This is a genomic window from Curtobacterium sp. NPDC086286 (assembly GCF_044746255.1).
Classification (GTDB): Bacteria; Actinomycetota; Actinomycetes; order Actinomycetales; family Microbacteriaceae; genus Curtobacterium.
Genome location: NZ_JBIVBW010000001.1, coordinates 297,632 through 311,798 on the forward strand (window position 1 = coordinate 297,632; position 14,167 = coordinate 311,798).

Here is a 14,167-nt window from a genome sequence, read left to right on the forward strand (position 1 = left end):
GTTAGGATTCGCTGGAGTCCGAGCAGCCGAGGGGGATGCGATGGTGCGGGTGTTGCAGTGGGTCGGGCGCGTGGTCGTCTCCGTGCTCCACGTCCTGGCGGGGGTGCTCACCTCGTTCGGTTCCGGCGGGATCGTCGGTGCGGGAGCGCCGCCGACCCCGACCCCGAACAAGCCCGACGACTACCGCTCCTGACCGTTCCGGGAGTCAGACTGCTCGAGCCCCGGCCCACTCCCGCACCTCGAGCAGCGCCGCACGTCGCCAGCGCCACAGTGGGGCGAACTTGGTGCCGTCGTCCTCCCACGCCTGCGTGAGCATCCAGATCTGCCGCCGGTGTTCCGTGCCGCCGTCATCGCGCCACTCGACGAACGCGTCGTCGAGCACCGTGGTGATCGCCTCACGGGGCACGGTCCACCAGACGACCCAGCCTCGGTAGCGAAGACGATCCGCGTCGAGTCCGACGCCCACGCGGGGTGCTCGGAAAGCAGCCCAGGTGCTGGGGACAGCGCCGATGGAGCCGATGACGGTGATCAGCACGGTGCCCTCGACGATGCCGGCGAGCGCCATCCCCGTGCAGGTCGCTGCGAGCAACCAGAGCGAGCACGTCGTCGCGACGGCTTCCCACCGCGGCGGACGAATGGTGGTCATCCGGCGTCCTCGTCGAGGGCGTCGAGGTCGTGGAGCGCTCGCCGGGCGTCGGCGATCCGGTCGGCTTCGGGGCGGGTCCACCACTCGGGCCCGCGTTCGCCGAGCCCGTGCTTCGCCAGGCCGTTGCGGTGCCGTGCTGCGGCGAGGGCGTCCTCGTCGCCGGAGCGCTTGGCCTGCTTGACGGCGTTGCGGCCCCGACCGAGGTGCGACCGGAGGGCTGCGGCGACGTCCTCGGGGAGCGCCGGGTCGGTCCGTCGCCACCGCCGACCGTCGACCACGAAGAAGTGGTCGTCGGGCGTCGCGGTCATGCACCCGAGTCTTGCAGCGGACGCCGGGTTCGTCCGGAGGGATGACCGTTCTGGTTCGTGGAGTCCGGGGATCGCGAACCAGAACGGTCACCGCGCGGATCCGGTGCACGGTGTCAGGGGTGGGCGGTAGAACGGCGGTGATGCTCGAACCCCGCGCCCGCGCCCTGCTCGACGTCCGCCGGATCTACGCCGAGCCGGCAGCCCTCGAGCTCCAGCGCGGGCAGGAGGTCGTCGGGCAGTGGCCCGACGCCGAGATCGTCCCCGTCGAGTCGCACTGGAACATCCCCGAGGTGCACGGCGACGAACGGAACGTCCAGCGGTGGGTGCGTATCAAGACCGAGGCGCTCGTCCTCGGCGTGAAGAAGTCGCTCGTGACCCGGCCGAACGGACGCTCCGCGGACTTCATCGCCCCGTCGACGGCGAACGGCTGTGCCATGGCGTGCGCCTACTGCTACGTCCCACGGCGCAAGGGCTACAGCAACCCCGTGACGGTCTTCGCGAACATCGACCAGATCACGAAGCACGTCGCCCGCAACATCGCGAAGCAGGGGCCCAAGACCGAGCCGAACCAGTGCGACCCGCACGCGTGGGTCTACGACATCGGCGAGAACAGCGACTGCTCGGTGGACGCGATGCTCAGCGACAACGTGCGGGACCTCTGCGACCTGTTCCGGATGTCACCGACCGCCAAGGCCTCCTTCGCGACGAAGTACGTCAACCGCGACCTGCTCGACTGGGACCCGATGGGCCGCACGCGCATCCGGTTCTCGCTCATGCCGCACGAGACCGCGAAGGTCACCGACATCCGCACCAGCCCGATCGCCGAGCGGATCGCCGCGGTGAACGACTTCGTCGACGCCGGGTACGAGGTCCATCTCAACTTCTCGCCCGTCATCCTGACCCCGACGTGGGAGTCCGACTGGGCCGACCTCCTGCGTCAGGTGGACGACGTCCTGTCCCCGGCCGCGAAGGCGCAGCTCGCGGCCGAGGTCATCTTCCTCACCCACAACGAGCCCCTGCACGAGGTCAACCTCGGCTGGCACCCGAAGGCCGAGGACCTGTTGTGGCGCCCGGACCTGCAGGAGCAGAAGGTGTCGCAGAACGGCGCGGTCAACGTCCGCTACCGCTCCGGGATGAAGGGGCAGCTGATCGAGCGGTTCCGGGAACTCGTCGCGGAGCACCTGCCGAGCTGCCGCATCCGCTACGCCTTCTGAGACGACGAACGCCCGCGCCGTCGGGCGCGGGCGTTGCGTGGTGCGACGGGCTCAGTGACCGTCGAGGTGGTCCTTCGCCTTCTCGGTCTCGAGACGGCCCTCGCCCATGACCTGGTCCTTCTGGCCCTGGTGCTTGAGCTCGTCGTCGTCGGTGTGCTTGCCGACCGCTTCCTCGACCTTGCCGACGACCTTCTGGGTGACGTCCTTCGCCTTGTCTCCGAGCGACATGCTGTCTTCCTTCCTCCGGGGACCGCCGAGGGTCCTCGGGGCCTGTGCCACGAAGACAACCAGGGGCAGCAGCGCGGCTCGCGGCCGGGCCGCAGGTTCGTGTCCCCCGATTGCTTCCACCGGGGTACGGATCAGGGGATCAGCCGGTCAGCGCGGTAGCGGTCGAAGAGCTCGGCGAAGGCACGTTCGGTGCGACGGAAGGCGGTGAACCCGGCGTCGCGGCTCTTGCCCATGTCGGTGACGACCTCCATCGCACGACCGAGGTCGGCGTCGGTGTGCCACCACGAGGCGAGCCGGGTGATGTCGGGTTCGACGAGGCCGTGGCGCTCAGCGATGTCGGCCCACGCAGCCTCGTGCGGCGCCATCTGCTCCTCGAGCGGACGCGGCGCATCCTCGTACCCCACGACCCGCGCCGGGTCGACACCGAGGTGGGCCGCGAGCCGGAGCCACATCCAGCGCCAGCGGAACACGTCGCCGTTCACGATGTTGAACGCCTCGTCGGCACCCTCGGGCGTGGTCGACGCCCAGACCATGTGCTCGGCCAGGATGCCGGCGTCGGTCATGTCGGTGAGGCCGTTCCACTGCGCCTCGCTGCCCGGGAACACGAAGTCCAGACCGAGCTCCTTCGCCAGGGTCGCCTGCACCGCGATCGTCAGCCCCATGTTCATCGCGTTGCCGACCGCGTGGCCGATCACCGTGTGCGAGCGGTGCACCGACCAGGTGAAGCCCTGGCGGTCGGCGGCGGCGAAGAGCTCGTCCTCCTGGGCGTAGTAGAAGTTCGGGGTGTCGAGGCGCGGTTCTTCCTCGTGGAACGGGGTGTCGGGCATCTCGCCGGCGGCGTACGCCTCGAACGGGCCGAGGTAGTGCTTCAGCCCGGTGACGAGGGCGACGTGCTCGAGCGGCGCGTGGGCGAGGGCAGCGAGGAGGTCGCGCACCATGCCGCCGTTCACGCGGATGTTCTCGGCCTCGGTGTCCTGCCGCTGCCAGGCGGTGAAGAAGACGTGGGTCGGGCGCTCGTCGGCGAGGGCGGTGCCCAGCGAGTCCGGGTCCCGCAGGTCCGCGGCCACGGTGCGGACACCGTCGCGGGCGAGGGGCCGGCGGGAGAGCGCGGTCACCTCCGACCCGAGGTCGAGCAGGTGCGATACGAGCGCCGATCCGGTGATGCCGCTGGCACCCACCACGAGGGCTCGGAGACGGTCGGGGGACTGTGCGGCGGTGTCGATCGAGGTCATCACCTCCGTGCAACGCAGCTGTGCGACAGGTGTTCCCTCAGCGCGGTCGGCGGATACGGATCGGGCCCTTGGCGGTGGACGGGTCGACGACGCTGCCGTGCTGGGTGATCTCGACCTCGCCTCTGGACATCATCCGCCGCGCCGCACGCCGGGCGGGTTCCATCAGGTCACGCCAGCCGTCGGGGTCGAGGGCCCGGGCGGCGTCGGACGGGCAGATGCTGGACGTGCGGGCCCGCGCGGCGAGGAGTTCGTCGATGCGCTGTTCGAGCGCGAGGTCGGTCTCGTCGACGCCGTGCTTCCGGCACGCGGCCGAGCAGTACTTCGCATCCGGGGCGGCGGAACCGGGCATCCGGCGGCCGCACGAGGCACACGTCCGATCGGCGTGCTCCGCCTCGTTCGCGGCGGCGTCCGCCTCGGTCCTGATCGCTCGTCCCATGCGACCATCCTGTCCCCGCTGTCCGGTCTCGCGCCCAGCCCAGGCACGGCTGGCAGCATCGGGTCGGTGAACACCGACACTGCACCCGAGCGTCCCGCCGAGCCCGCCTGGGTCGAGCACGTCATGTGGTGGCACGTCTACCCGCTCGGGTTCGTCGGTGCCGACGTCCGGCCGGGCACCCCCGTGGACGAACGCCCCGTCGACCACCGGCTCGGCCGCATCGAGCCCTGGCTCGACCACGTCGTGGACCTCGGGCTGAACGGGCTGCTGCTGGGCCCCGTCTTCACGAGCTCGACGCACGGCTACGACACGGTCGACCACTTCCGGATCGACCCGCGGCTCGGTGACGACGACGACTTCGACCGGCTCGTCACGGCCGCGCACGACCGGGGGATCCGGGTCCTGCTCGACGGGGTGTTCAACCACGTCGGACGGGAGCACCCGGCCTTCCGCGCCGTCGAGGAGCAGGGCCCGGACGCGCCGACGGCGGATCTGTTCGCGATCGACTGGGCAGGCTGGTCGCCCGGCGACGACGTGCCGGTCGGACTCTTCGAGGGGCACGACATCCTGGTCGCGCTCGACCACGGCAGCCGGGCCACCGAGGACCTCGTCGTCGAGGTGATGACGCACTGGCTCGCACGGGGCGTCGACGGCTGGCGACTCGACGCGGCCTACGCGGTGCCGACGGCGTTCTGGGCACGGGTGCTGCCGCGCGTCCGGGAGCGCTTCCCGGACGCCTGGTTCACGGGCGAGGTCATCCACGGCGACACGGCTGCGTTCGTCCGCGCCTCGACGGTCGACTCCACCACGCAGTACGCGCTCTGGCAGGGCATCTGGCACGGCATCGCCGACCGGAACTGCTTCGAGCTCGCCCACGCCGTCGAACGGCACGACGAACTGCTGGCCGCACAGGCACCGAGCACGTTCGTCGGCAACCACGACGTGACGCGCATCGCGAGCGCCGTGGGGGAGCGGTTCGCCGGGCACGCCGCCGCCGTCCTCCTCACGGTCGCCGGGACCCCGAGCGTCTGGGCCGGTGACGAGTACGGCTGGACGGGGGTGAAGGAGGAGCGCGTCGGCGGGGACGATGCCGTCCGCCCGGAGTTCCCGGCCGCTCCGCCCGAGTCCGTGGCGCTCACGCACGCGTACGAGGCGCTCATCGCCCTCCGTCGCCGCGAGCCCTGGCTGCACCGCGCCCACACCGACGTTGTCCACCTGACGAACACCGCGATCGTGCTGCGGACCGCGACCGCGGAGCGCGCGGTGGTGACCGCCCTGAACCTGTCGCCCGATCCCGTCGACCTGCCCACAGCGGGTGCGACGCGCGTCGAGGCGGGCGGAGCCGACGTCGGGGACGGGACCCTGCGCCTCCAGGCCGCCGCCTGGGCCGTGCTCTCCGGATCGTGAGCAGAAATGGTCGGGTCCCCGGACAGGACCCGACCATTTCTGCACACGAAACGAACGCCCCCGCGCGCCCGCGCGCCCGCGCGCCCGCGCTACTTGCGCGCGGACGCCGCCCGGCGCTTGTTGAACACGTCGAACGCGACGGCGGCGAGCAGCACCAGGCCCTTGATGAGCGACTGGTACTCGGTCCCGATGCCGAGGATCGACATGCCGTTGTTCAGGATGCCGATGATGAGACCACCGACGATCGCTCCCGGCACCGTCCCGATGCCACCGGTGACGGCCGCGCCGCCGATGAACACCGCGGCGATGGCGTCGAGCTCGAAGCCGTTGCCGGCACCCGGAGCCGCGAGGTTGAGCTGCCCGGTGAACACCACGCCGGCCAGGGCCGAGATGACGCCCATGTTGACGAAGAGCAGGAACGTGACCCGCTTCGTCTTCACACCGGAGAGCTGGGCGGCGAGGGCGTTCCCGCCGATCGCGTAGATGTGGCGGCCGAACACCGCGCTCCGCATGACGACCGAGTAGATCACCACGAGGGCACCGAGCACGACGAGCACGATCGGGGTGCCGTTGTAGCTCGCGAGCAGGAGCGCCACGTAGATGACGAGCGCGACCGTGAAGGCGAGCTTCGTGATGAACCAGGCGAACGGCTCGCTCTCGAGCTGGTACTTGCGCCGTGTGGCACGACCGCGGAACGCCGTGACCACGAGGACGATCGCGGCCGCGAAGCCGAGGATCATCGTGAGCGGTTCGTACCCGGTGGTGCCGAACGACGGCAGGAAGCCGGAGCCGAGGGAGCGGAAGCCCTCCGGGAACGGCGAGATCTGCTGGTTGTGCAGGACGATCTGCGCGGCGCCACGGAACGCGAGCATGCCCGCGAGCGTGACGATGAACGCGGGGATCCCGAAGTAGGCGATCCAGAACCCCTGCCAGGCACCGACGAGGGCGCCGACCACCAGGCAGAGCACGACCGCGATCGGCCAGGGCAGGCCCCACTGCGTGATCATGACACCGGCCATGGCGCCGGTGAAGGCCACGACCGAGCCGACCGAGAGGTCGATGTGCCCGGCGATGATGACCATCACCATGCCGATGGCGAGGATGAGGATGTAGCTGTTCTGGACGATCAGGTTCGAGACGTTGATCGGGGCGAGGGTGATGCCGTTCGTCGTCACCTGGAAGAAGATGACGATGACGATCAGCGCGATGAACAGGCCGATCTGTCGGAGCTGCCCGGTGAGGTAGCCGGCGGCGGACTTAAGCGCGTTCATTGACAGGGGTCTCCCGTTCCTGGGTCATGTACTGCATGAGGGCCTCGGGCGTGGCCTCGGAGCGGGGCACGTCGGCGGTGATCGTGCCCTCGGAGAGCGTGTAGATGCGGTCGCAGATGCCGAGGAGCTCGGGGAGCTCGGAGGAGATCACGATGATCCCCTTCCCCTGGTCCGCGAGCTGGTTGATGATCGTGTAGATCTCGTACTTCGCGCCGACGTCGATGCCCCGCGTGGGCTCGTCGAGGATGAGCACGTCGGGGTCGGCGTACATCCACTTCGACAGGACGACCTTCTGCTGGTTGCCGCCGGAGAGCTTCCCGGTGACGACGTCGACGTTCGGTGCCTTGATGTTGAGGCTGCGGAGGAACTGCCCGGCGACGGTGGTCTCCTCGGACGCGTTGACGAAGCCCCAGTTCGCGAGCTTCCCGAGCGCCGACCCGGAGATGTTCCGCTTGATGTCGTCGATGAGGTTGAGCCCGTAGCGCTTCCGGTCCTCGGTGACGTAGGCGATGCCGTTGTCGATCGCCTGCGACACCGTGTGGGTCTTGATCGGGACGCCGCGCTTGTACACGGTGCCGCTGATCCCGGTGCCGTAGGACTGGCCGAACACGCTCATCGCGAGCTCGGTCCGACCGGCGCCCATGAGCCCGGCGATGCCGACGACCTCGCCCGCGCGGACGGAGAGGTTCGCCTGGTGGATGATCTCGCGCGAGGCGTCGAGCTGGTGGTGGACGGTCCAGTCCTCGATGCGGAGGAGTTCCTCGCCGATCTGCGGGTCCTCGCGCTCGGGGTACCGGTTCGACAGGTCACGACCGACCATGCCGCGGATGATCCGGTCCTCGGAGACGTCGTCGGCGTGCATGTCGAGCGTCTCGATGGTCTTGCCGTCGCGGATGATCGTGACCTTGTCCGCGATCGCCTTGATCTCGTTGAGCTTGTGGCTGATGATGATCGCCGTCATCCCCTCGGCCTGCAGCGACCGGATGAGGTCGAGCAGGTGCGCCGAGTCGTCGTCGTTCAGCGCTGCCGTCGGCTCGTCGAGGATGAGGAGCTTCACCCGCTTCGACAGGGCCTTCGCGATCTCGACGAGCTGCTGCTTGCCGACGCCGATGTCGACGATCTTCGTGACCGGGTTGTCCTTGAGGCCGACGCGCTGCAGGAGCTCGGCGGCCGCGAGGTTCGTCTTGTTCCAGTCGATGAACCCGGCCTTCGACTGTTCGTTGCCGAGGAAGATGTTCTCGGCGATCGACAGGAACGGGCTGAGCGCGAGCTCCTGGTGGATGATCACGACCCCGGCCGCTTCCGAGCCGTTGATGTCGCCGAACTCCACGGGGGATCCGTCGATGAGGATCTCGCCGTCGAAGGAGCCGTGCGGGTAGACCCCGGACAGCACCTTCATCAGGGTGGACTTGCCGGCGCCGTTCTCGCCGCAGATCGCGTGGACCTGGCCGCGCTCGACCTCGATCGAGACCCCCTGCAGCGCCTTGACCCCGGGGAACGTCTTGGTGATGTCACGCATCTCGAGGATGGTGTCCGCCATGTGGGACCGCCTTTTCGTCGTCCGCGCGTGGGCGCGCGGGTGGTGACGGACTGGAGGCGCGGGGCGGGGTCGACCCGCGCCTCCAGTCCGACAGATGGGTTGCGTCCTACTTGAGGTCGGCCTCGGTGTAGTAGCCCGAGTCGACGAGGACTTCCTTGTAGTTGTCCTTCGTCACGACGGTCGGCTGGAACAGGTAGGTCGGGACGACCTTGACCTTGTTGTCGTAGCTCTTCGTGTCGTTGACCTCGGGCTTCTTGCCGGTGAGCAGGTCCTCGGCCATGGTGACCGACTGCTTGGCGAGCTTGCGCGTGTCCTTGTAGATGGTCGAGTACTGCTGCCCGGCGATGATCGACTTCACGCTGGCCTGCTCGGCGTCCTGCCCCGTGATGGTCGGGAGCGGGCGGTCGCTCGAGCCGTACCCGGCGCCCTGCAGTGCCGAGATGATGCCGATCGACATGCCGTCGTAGGGCGAGAGCACGCCGTTCAGTGTGGTGCCGCCGGAGTACGACTTCGCGATGAGGTTCTGCATGCGCGCCTTGGCGGTCGCCGGGTCCCACTGCTGCGTCGCGGCCTGCGAGAGCTGGTCCTGGCCGGACTGGATCTTCAGGGTGCCGTCTTTGAGGTACGGCTTGAGGGTCTTCATCGCACCGTCGAAGAAGAAGCCCGCGTTGTTGTCGTCGAGCGAGCCGGCGAAGACCTCGATGTTGAAGGGGCCCTTCTCGCCGGTCTTCTTGCCGTCCGCGTCGAGCACGCCGAGGCCGGTGAGCAGGCTCGTCGCCTGGTCGACGCCGACCTTCTCGTTGTCGAACGACACGTAGTAGTCGACGTTCTTGTTGCCCGTGAGCAGGCGGTCGTAGGAGATCACCTTGATGCCGGCCTTGGCGGCGGCGTCGAGCTGGTCGGAGAGCGCTCCGCCGTCGATCGACGCGATGATGAGGACCTTCGCGCCCTTCGTGATCATGTTGCTGACCTGCTGCGCCTGCTGCTGGACCTTGTTGTCGCCGTACTCGAGGTCGACCTTGTAGCCGGCCTTCTCGAGGTCGCTCTTGACGGCGTTGCCGTCCTTGATCCAGCGTTCCGAGACCTTGGTCGGCATCGCGACGCCCACCAGGGCGCCCTTGTTGTCGCCGCTGCTGCTCCCACCGTCGGTGGACGCGCGTCCGCCGGCGGAGCAGCCGGCGAGTGCGATGGCGATGCCGAGGGCGGCGACGCCCGCGACGATCTTGCGCTTCATCATCGAAGTACCTCTGTTCCTGCGCGTCCACGTCGACGCGCTCGGTGCCGGGGCTGCTGTGCCCCGAGGGATTTGCTCGTGTGAGCGCTCACATACTGGGGGTTCCGTGACGGGGTGTCAACTCACCGTGACCGTTTCGCGATCTTGTCGCGTCGGCCGGACTGCGCGGTACGGTTGGCGACGTGACGACCACGACCGCGCTCGGGGACGCCGGCGGCAAACGTCGCAAGGCACCCACGATCTTCGACGTCGCCGAGCGCGCGGGCGTCTCCCACCAGACCGTCTCGCGGGTGATCAACGGCGACCCGACGGTCCGCGAGCAGTTCCGCGCCCAGGTGTCCGATGCGGTCACCGAGCTCGGGTACCGGCCCCGTGCCGCTGCCCGGGCGCTCGCCGGGGGACGCAGTCGGGCGCTCGGCATCATCACCGCCGGGGACGCGCTGTACGGACCGTCGAGCACCGCCATCGGATTCGAGCGGGCAGCCCGGTCCGCCGGCTACCACGTCCTGCTCTCCACGCTGCCCGACGACCCGCGCCCCGTCGACCTGTCGAACGCCCTCGTGACGCTGCTCGCCCAGGACGTCGCCGCCATCGTGCTCGTCGCCGCCGACAACCGGGTGCTCGACGCCCTCGCCTCGCTGACCGTCCCGGTCTCGGTGCCCGTCGTCGTCGCGAACGCCGTGCAGCGGGACGCGGCCAGGGCCCCGGTGGCACCGAGCGTCGCGGCGGTCGCGATCGACCAGGCGGCGGGGACCTCGCTCGTGATGGAGCACCTGTTCGCCCGCGGGCACCGCCGGATCGTGCACATCGCCGGCCCTGCGGTCTCGCAGGAGTCCGAGGTCCGCCGGGTGACCTACGAGCGGATCATGCGCGACGCGGGGCTCGAGCCCGTGGTGCTCGACGGCGACTGGACCCCGGCGAGCGGGTTCGCGGCTGCCCGGACGATCGACGTGCACACGGTCGACGCGGTCTTCGCCGGGAACGACCAGATGGCGCTCGGGGTCCTGCACGCCTTCGCCGACGAGGGGCTGCGGGTGCCGGACGACATCGCCGTGGTGGGCTTCGACGACGTGCCAGAGGCGGCGCACTTCACGCCGCCGCTCACCACCGTGCGGCAGGACTTCCGGGCGATGGGGGAGCGGGTGCTCGACACCGTGCGGGCCCTCGTCGAGGGGGAGCCGCGGGACGAGACGTTGCTCGTGCCCGAGCTGGTGGTGCGCCGGAGCGCGTAGGGCGCGGGGCGCGCGGGCCGCAGTGTGCGAGGTTCCGCGCGCGGTGCGAGGCTCGCGCCGTCCCACGGAGCGCGGAACCTCGCACACAGCAGAGCGCAGCGCCGCCCCCGCACGGTGCGAGGACGGCGCCGCCCGGCTGACCCGACCGTCAGCCCTTCAGCGCGCCGGACGACAGCCCGGCGACGTAGAACCGCTGCAGCCCGACGTACAGCGCGATGCACGGGATCATCGCCACGACCGACCCGGCCACGAGGTTCCCGTACGACACCTGCCCGTACGCCCCGGTCTGCAGGTTGAGCAGGGCGACGGGCAGCGTGTAGAGCGAGTCCTTCGTGAGGAAGGTCAGCGCCCCGAGGAACTCCGTCCACGACGCCAGGAACGCGTAGAGCGCAGCGGTCGCGGCACCCGGCAGGAGCAGCGGCCGCAGCACCGACACGACGACCCGGAAGCGCGAGGCACCGTCGACGAACGCCGAGTCCTCGAGCTCCGTCGGGATCGACTCGAACGCGTTCCGCATCACGAAGACCCCGAACGGCAGGTTCACCGTCGTGTAGAAGAGCACGAGCCCGAGCAGCGAGTTCGTGAGCTTCATCGCGTTCATCTCGAGGTACAGCGGCGTGAGGATCGCCTGGAACGGCACCATCATCGTCAGCAGCACCAGCCCGAAGACGACGCCGGAACCGCGGAACCGGAACCGGGCGAACCCGTACCCGGCCATCGTCGCGATCGCGGCGGTCAGGACGGCCGTGGCGATGGACACGACGAGCGAGTTCACCACGCCGGTGAGCAGGTGCGACGAGGGGCTGAAGACCGCGGCGAAGTTCTGCCAGCCGAGCTGGAAGAACGTCGCCGGGTCGGCCGCCTGCGTGATGACGGCCTCGGACTGGAAGGCCCGCAGGATCGACCAGATGAGCGGGACGCCGAACACCAGCGTCGCGCCGACCCCGGCGATGACGTACAGCGTGCGCTTCACCGCGGTGTCGCGCGGGTGGCGCACGCTGCCCTGGTGGCGGCGACGGCGGCCTCCGTCGCCGGAGGTGGTCAGCGTGCGGGTGGACAGGTCCGGGGCCGCGAGGCCTGCACGGGAAGCGGTGGTGCTCATGGCTCAGTCCTTCTCTCGCAGTGCCCAGAACTGGAACACGGTGACGGCGGCGATGACGACGACGAGGGCGATCGACTCGGCGGTCGCCGCGCCGAGCTGCAGGTTCACGAAGCCGCGGTTGTAGATCGCGTTGACGATCGTCGTGGTCTCCGTGCCCGGCCCGCCCTGGGTCAGGATGTAGAACTGGTTGAACGCGAGCAGTGACCCGATGACCGAGATGATCGCGCTGAGGGCGAGCGTGGAGCGGATCATCGGCATCGTGATGAGGCGTTCGGTCTGCCACCACGAGGCCCCTTCGAGCTGGGCGGACTCGTACACCTCGTCGGGGATGCCCTGCATGGCGGACATCACGAGCACCATCGTCAGCCCGGACACCGCCCAGACGACGAGCACGCAGATGAGCAGCGTCGCGAGCGGGCCGTTCACGAGCCACGCCGTGCTGCCGTCGGTGATCCCGAGCCAGCGCAGCACCATGTTCACCGCGCCGGAGTTCGGCTGCGCCTCGAGCACGAGCATGAACGACAGCGTGGTCAGCCCGACGACGTACGGCAGGAAGAACACCGTGCGCAGGAACGTCGACCCGCGCCGTCGGGCCCGGATGAGCACGGCGAGGAAGTACCCGAGCGCCAGGATCGGCACCGTCACGATCGCCGTGTAGAGCAGCGTGTACCCGATGGCGTGCACGAACGTCGGGTCCTGGAACAACGTCAGGTAGTTCTGCAGCCCGATGAACCGGTACGGGCCGATCAGGGGCCAGTTCGTGAACGAGATGTAGAGCGCGAACACCAGCGGCGCGAGGACGAACACCGCGACGAACACGATCGCCGGGGTGACGAGCACGGCGCCGGTGCGCGGCGGGTGCGTGAGCGAGTTCCGGGACGCACCCGGGCGGCTGACGCCACGGCCGACGGTCGGACGGCCGGCGCCGGTCCGTCGGTTGGAGACGGTGGTCATGTCTGCACCTCTCTGTGCAACGAGCGAACGAGCGAACGAGCGAACGGTCGCTCAGGCCTGGACCTGGTCGAGGATGCGGGTGTAGTCCGACTGCGCCGTCTTCATGGCCGCAGCGGCCCCCGAGCCGAACACCGCCTCGCGGAACATCGCGAAGTACGGCGACGAGGGCTGATTGACGAGCAGGTTGTACGCGAGCGTCTGCGGCGCGTACCCCTTCTCGATCGCGTCGAGCGGGCCGAACGCGAGCGGGTACTTCTTCCGGTACGCGGGCGTCGCGGCGTCGGACCGGGTCGGGAAGTACCCGCCGTCCGGCAGCGCCTGCTGTTGCTGCAGCCCGTTCGCGTACTGCATGAACGCCCAGCCCCCGGACGGGTTCGCCGCCCCGTTCGGGATGCACATGTTGTCGCCCCCGTCGAAGAACGAGCGCTTGCCGTCCCACGACGGGATCAGCACCGTCTGCATCTTCGCGCGCATCGCCTTCGTCGCGGCGGGCACGGTCGCACCGAACGAGGTCGGGAAGATGCCGACCTTGCCGGCCCGGAAGTCGGCGCCCCACGTGGTCCCGGCGTCCGCGTAGGTCGCCTTCGACAGCACGCCGTCCTTCCACAGCTGCCGGTAGAACTCGAGCATGCGTTCGAGCGCCTCGTTGCCGGTGATGTTCGCCGTCTGCTTGCCGACCTCGCCGGACATCATGTCGACGCCGGTGGCCCAGACGTGCGGCTGCGTGACGAACCCGATGATGCCGGCGGCGTTGCCCGAGATCGACCACCCGTACACGTCGTCGCCGGTCTTCCGGATCGCCTTCGCGGCGGCGAGCAGCGACTCGAGGTCCTTCGTCGCGTCCTCGACGTCGAGGCCGGCCCGGTCGAACAGCTCGGTGTTGACGAACAACTGCGAGTTGTCCGCCAGGTACGGCAGCCCGTAGTACCGGTCGCGGTACTCGAGCAGCCGGAGGTGGCCGGGCGAGATCGCGTCGAAGTAGTCGAGCCCCTTCACGACGTCGGTGAGGTCGGCGAACGCCTCGCGGAAGATGAACAGCTGCGAGTTGATGTCGTCGATGTCCACGACGTCCGGCGGCTCGCCACCACGGATCGCGGTCGCGAGCTTCGTCACGTACTGCCCGTCCGGCACCGGCGTCAGCTCGACCTGCAGCTTCGGGTTCGCCTTGTTGAACCCGGCGACGGCCGCCGTCAGTCCGGCCTGCGTCGCCGAGCGGCACCAGACGTGCACGGTGCCGGTCGCGTTCCGGCCGAAGCTCGCGACGCGCGCGTCGACCTTCGGCAGGGTGCCGGAGCACCCCGCCAGGGCGAGGGCCGCCCCGCCGGCGAGACCGCCGGCGAGGAACGCTCTGCGGTCCATCGTG

The 14,167-nt window shown here is 69.6% G+C and carries 15 protein-coding genes; 4 read left to right on the forward strand and 11 right to left on the reverse strand.

All coding sequences use genetic code 11. From position 1 onward, the window contains the following. Positions 1-40 precede the first annotated feature (40 nt). Entirely contained in the window at positions 41-193 is a 153-nt protein-coding gene (locus ACIPKM_RS01470; protein ID WP_402736003.1) for a hypothetical protein, read from the forward strand. A 12-nt stretch (positions 194-205) separates the two neighbouring features. Here the strand turns inward: ACIPKM_RS01470 and ACIPKM_RS01475 are convergent, their stop codons facing one another. Both ACIPKM_RS01475 and ACIPKM_RS01480 read right to left on the reverse strand, forming a co-directional pair. Then, positions 206-646 (reverse strand): hypothetical protein, encoded by a 441-nt coding sequence (locus ACIPKM_RS01475; protein WP_402736004.1) that lies wholly within the window; start codon positions 644-646, stop codon positions 206-208. Then, positions 643-954 (reverse strand): biopolymer transporter Tol, encoded by a 312-nt coding sequence (locus tag ACIPKM_RS01480; RefSeq protein ID WP_402736005.1) that lies wholly within the window; start codon positions 952-954, stop codon positions 643-645. Before ACIPKM_RS01480 ends, ACIPKM_RS01475 begins: the two co-directional genes overlap by 4 nt. A gap of 140 nt (positions 955-1,094) precedes the next feature. On the opposite strand from ACIPKM_RS01480, the gene ACIPKM_RS01485 reads away from it, so the two are divergent. Further along, complete coding sequence (locus ACIPKM_RS01485) at positions 1,095-2,168, forward strand: spore photoproduct lyase family protein (protein WP_402736006.1); 1,074 nt, start codon at positions 1,095-1,097, stop codon at positions 2,166-2,168. Between the two features lie 51 nt (positions 2,169-2,219). On the opposite strand, the gene ACIPKM_RS01490 is transcribed toward ACIPKM_RS01485, so the two are convergent. From ACIPKM_RS01490 to ACIPKM_RS01500, 3 genes are all read right to left on the reverse strand, one after another. Continuing rightward, on the reverse strand, positions 2,220-2,396 hold the full coding sequence (locus tag ACIPKM_RS01490; RefSeq protein ID WP_139199296.1) for a CsbD family protein: 177 nt from the start codon (positions 2,394-2,396) through the stop codon (positions 2,220-2,222). A 131-nt stretch (positions 2,397-2,527) separates the two neighbouring features. Continuing rightward, positions 2,528-3,628 carry an SDR family oxidoreductase gene (locus ACIPKM_RS01495; RefSeq protein ID WP_402736007.1) on the reverse strand — a complete coding sequence of 367 codons (1,101 nt, stop codon included), beginning with the start codon at positions 3,626-3,628 and terminating at the stop codon, positions 2,528-2,530. Positions 3,629-3,665: 37 nt separating this feature from the next. Further along, positions 3,666-4,064 (reverse strand): DUF3253 domain-containing protein, encoded by a 399-nt coding sequence (locus tag ACIPKM_RS01500; RefSeq protein WP_070418193.1) that lies wholly within the window; start codon positions 4,062-4,064, stop codon positions 3,666-3,668. 66 nt (positions 4,065-4,130) lie between these two features. Between ACIPKM_RS01500 and ACIPKM_RS01505 the strand changes: the two genes are divergently transcribed. Beyond that, positions 4,131-5,471: an alpha-amylase family glycosyl hydrolase gene (locus tag ACIPKM_RS01505; RefSeq protein WP_402736008.1), complete on the forward strand. Its 1,341-nt coding sequence runs from the start codon at positions 4,131-4,133 to the stop codon at positions 5,469-5,471. 89 nt (positions 5,472-5,560) lie between these two features. Here the strand turns inward: ACIPKM_RS01505 and mmsB are convergent, their stop codons facing one another. The 3 genes from mmsB to chvE form a co-directional block, all read right to left on the reverse strand. Continuing rightward, positions 5,561-6,742, reverse strand: coding sequence for a multiple monosaccharide ABC transporter permease (mmsB, locus tag ACIPKM_RS01510; protein ID WP_071295576.1), 1,182 nt, complete (start codon positions 6,740-6,742; stop codon positions 5,561-5,563). After that, positions 6,729-8,282, reverse strand: coding sequence for a multiple monosaccharide ABC transporter ATP-binding protein (mmsA, locus tag ACIPKM_RS01515; protein ID WP_070418195.1), 1,554 nt, complete (start codon positions 8,280-8,282; stop codon positions 6,729-6,731). The genes mmsB and mmsA overlap by 14 nt, the downstream gene beginning before the upstream one ends. A 106-nt stretch (positions 8,283-8,388) precedes the next feature. Next, positions 8,389-9,519 (reverse strand): multiple monosaccharide ABC transporter substrate-binding protein, encoded by a 1,131-nt coding sequence (gene chvE / locus ACIPKM_RS01520; RefSeq protein WP_402736009.1) that lies wholly within the window; start codon positions 9,517-9,519, stop codon positions 8,389-8,391. Positions 9,520-9,698: 179 nt separating this feature from the next. Here chvE and ACIPKM_RS01525 point away from each other — a divergent pair, with 179 nt between their 5' ends. Next, a complete protein-coding gene (locus ACIPKM_RS01525; RefSeq protein WP_070418196.1) occupies positions 9,699-10,748 on the forward strand; it encodes a substrate-binding domain-containing protein in 1,050 nt (349 codons plus the stop codon). A gap of 148 nt (positions 10,749-10,896) precedes the next feature. Here ACIPKM_RS01525 and ACIPKM_RS01530 read toward each other — a convergent pair whose 3' ends face one another. From ACIPKM_RS01530 to ACIPKM_RS01540, 3 genes are read right to left on the reverse strand one after another with little or no spacing between them, the layout of a single operon-like run. After that, positions 10,897-11,850, reverse strand: a complete 954-nt coding sequence (locus ACIPKM_RS01530; protein ID WP_402736010.1) for a carbohydrate ABC transporter permease — start codon at positions 11,848-11,850, stop codon at positions 10,897-10,899. Positions 11,851-11,853: 3 nt separating this feature from the next. Beyond that, on the reverse strand, positions 11,854-12,804 hold the full coding sequence (locus tag ACIPKM_RS01535; RefSeq protein WP_402736011.1) for a carbohydrate ABC transporter permease: 951 nt from the start codon (positions 12,802-12,804) through the stop codon (positions 11,854-11,856). A gap of 51 nt (positions 12,805-12,855) precedes the next feature. Continuing rightward, positions 12,856-14,163 carry an ABC transporter substrate-binding protein gene (locus ACIPKM_RS01540; protein ID WP_402736012.1) on the reverse strand — a complete coding sequence of 436 codons (1,308 nt, stop codon included), beginning with the start codon at positions 14,161-14,163 and terminating at the stop codon, positions 12,856-12,858. Positions 14,164-14,167 lie beyond the last annotated feature (4 nt).